A 3,028-nucleotide genomic window follows, 5' to 3' on the forward strand; every position below is an offset into this window, starting at 1 on the left:
GACGATCCGCACGCTCGTCCAGGCGCTGGACGGTGCCGCCCTGGTGGTGCCGCGCCGCGCAGGCACGGTCGACGGACCGGTCGAGGATGCAGGCGTCGGGACGTACGAGGCGACGCTCCTGCAGGCCGTCTCCGCCGACCTGCCAGGCCTGGCCGACCCGCCCGTGTGGGCGGTGCAGCGCGAGGCGCTCCTCGATGTCGGTGGACTCGACACGACGTTGTGGTCCCTCGGACTGGTGGACGATCTGGCCGCCCGGCTTCATCGCGCCGGCGGCATCGTGGTGCGTCCGCCGACGGCGCCCGTGGACGTGACTGCCGAGTCGTATCCCTACGCACACGGCGTGGGCACGTTCCTCGCGTGGCGGAACCAGCTGCGGCTGGCGTTCGCCCATGCGCCGGCCGAGCATCTGGGGCAGGCCCTGGCCGCGCCGCTGACCACGTTGCTGGCCACGGCGTGGCGCTCCACCGGCATCGACGCGCGTGGTGTGTCGTTCGGCGGCGACTGGGGGCGTTCCTCACTCGCCACCCGCCTCCGCACGCGTCTCGGCGGCCCGCCGCCCGACGCGCTGTGGCCGGCCGACGAGGTCGGCACCGCCGTGCCGCTGGCGGCACTGCAGGCCTTTGCCCTCGACCTGCCGGACCTCGTGCGATCACGCGACGCCCGCGGGTTGGCCCGCACGCCACACGTCGTCTCGGCCGAGACGGCACGGCCGGACGTCCCGACGGGGCTGCCGACGGCGCGCCCTCGGGTCTCGGTGATCGTCGTCAACTGGAACGGACGGACACACCTCGACGACTGCTTCTCCTCGCTGATCGCCAGCGACTACCCGGCCGCGCTGCTCGAGTTGATCTGCGTGGACAACGGCTCCACCGACGACAGCCGGGCCCATCTCGCCGAGCACTTCCCGTCGGTGCGCGTGGTCGCCCTGCCCGAGAACCTCGGGTTCACGGGCGGCAACGCCGCCGGCGTCGCGGCCGCCACGGGCGACATCTTCCTGTTCGTCAACAACGACATGAAGTTCGAGCCGAGCTTCGTCTCGCGTCTCGTCGAGCGCCTCGATGATCAGGCGGCCTGCGTCGGCGCGCGCGTGATGAGCTGGGATGGCAGCGCCATCGACTTCGTGCGCGGCACCGCCAGCTTCGAAGCCCGCGGCTATCAGGAGCAGTACGGCCAGACCTACGCCCCCGGCATGGCACTGGCCGAGTCCTTCTTCCCCAACGGCGGCGCCTTCGCCGCGACCCGACGGGCCTACGAGGACGCCGGTGGCTTCGATCCGGCCCTGTTCGCCTACTACGACGATGTCGACCTCGGGTGGCGGCTGCGCATGGCCGGCCATGGCATCCGGACGGTCGCCGAGGCCGTCGCGTATCACCGGCACGGCGCCACGGTGTCGACGCAACCGCACGCGCACAAGCGCTTCCTGCTGGCGCGCAACGCGCTGTGGATCGCCCTGCGCAACTACGACGACCGCACCCTGCCGCACGTGCTGCCGGTCGTCCTCGCGCTGGCCGGCCTGCGGGTCGCCCAGGATCTGGCGTGGCTCCGGTCGCCTCTGCGCGATCGCCTGCGGCCGTGGCTCGAGCCGGCACGCCGCGACGCGATTGGCGCCGGCGTCTACGACTTCACCGCGTCGAGCCAGGACGCCGGGGCCGCGGCCCCCAGCGGCACACGCGTCCTCGCCCGAATCCCCATGCCGGAGTTCGCGGCGATCGGCGCGCTGCTGCAGGACCTGCCACGTCTGCTGGCCCTGCGCGGCGATCAGCAACGACGCCGGCGCGTGCCAGACGACGAAGTGCTGCCGTTTCTCGGCCGCCCGTTCGATGAACTCGACGGACGACGCTCGTACCGCGCGGCCCAGAAGGCGCTGGTCGAGGCGCTGGGCCTGCGGGCGCGGCTCGGCATCCGGCCGCACGTCGTGCTCGTGACCCACGAGGCGCTGCGAACGAACATGTCGGGCCCGGCCATTCGTGTCCTCGAGATGGCGCGGGCGCTCAGTCGCACGGCGCGCGTCACGGTCTGCGCGCCCGGTCCGGTCGAGGTGCGTGACGATCGCGTGGCGATCGTGCCGTTCGATCCGTCCCGGCCGACGGCGCTCAAGGTACAGGCCGAGAGCGCCGACGCGCTGGTGGTGCAGGGGTTCGCCTTGACGTCCTACCCCTTCCTCACCGCGCTGGTCTGCCCGATCGTGGCCGACCTGTACTGCCCGTTCACGATCGAGCACCTCGAACAGCACCGATCGGCCGGCTCGATGGTGCCGGTCTCGCACGAAGCCGACGCCGCGGCGATCCTCGGTGTGCAGAACGCACAGCTGCAGCAGGCCGACTACTTCATCTGCGCCAGCGAGCGGCAGCGGGATTTCTGGATCGGCACGCTGCACACCGCGGGCCGCGTCAATCCGCGCACGTTGGCGCGTGACGCCGACCTGCGGTCCCTCATCGATGTCGTCCCGTTCGGCCTGCCCTCGGAGGCGATCAGCCTCGCCGCCGACCGTGCCCGTCGTGCGCGCATCGCGAGGGGCCTGCCCGGCGGGGTGATGAAGGGCGTGCACCCGGCGATCCGTCCCACCGACCGCGTGCTGCTCTGGGGAGGGTCGCTGCTCGACTGGCAGGATCCCGAGACCCTGATCGCGGCCGTGGCGCAGCTGGCCCGACAGCGCGACGACATCAAGCTGTTCTTCATGGGCGTGAAGCACCCCAATCCGCAGGTGGCGCCGATGCAGGTGGTCGCGCGATCACGGGCGCTGGCCGAGTCGCTCGGCGTCGCGGGATCGCATGTCATCTTCAACGACTGGGTGCCCTACGAGGAGCGCGCGCTCTACCTCATGGAAGCCGATCTCGGGGTCAGCACCCACCACGCGCATCTCGAAACGCGCTACGCCTTCCGCACCCGGATGCTCGACTACCTCTGGGCGCGGCTGCCGATCGTGTGTACCGAGGGCGATCACTTCGGCGATCTCGTGCGGGCCCGCGGCCTGGGCCGCGCGGTGGCGCCTGGCGACGCCGACGCCCTGGCCGCCGCGCTCGCGGAG

The 3,028-nt window shown here is 72.0% G+C and carries 1 protein-coding gene; it reads left to right on the top strand.

Annotation, left to right across the window (positions count from 1 at the left end; genetic code table 11):
- Positions 1-3,028, top strand: a 3,028-nt coding sequence (locus tag Q0C41_RS30950; RefSeq protein WP_291990829.1) for a glycosyltransferase, incomplete at both ends; no start/stop codon positions are given.

It is taken from the genome of Luteitalea sp. (assembly GCF_022842525.1).
Classification (GTDB): Bacteria; Acidobacteriota; Vicinamibacteria; order Vicinamibacterales; family Vicinamibacteraceae; genus Luteitalea.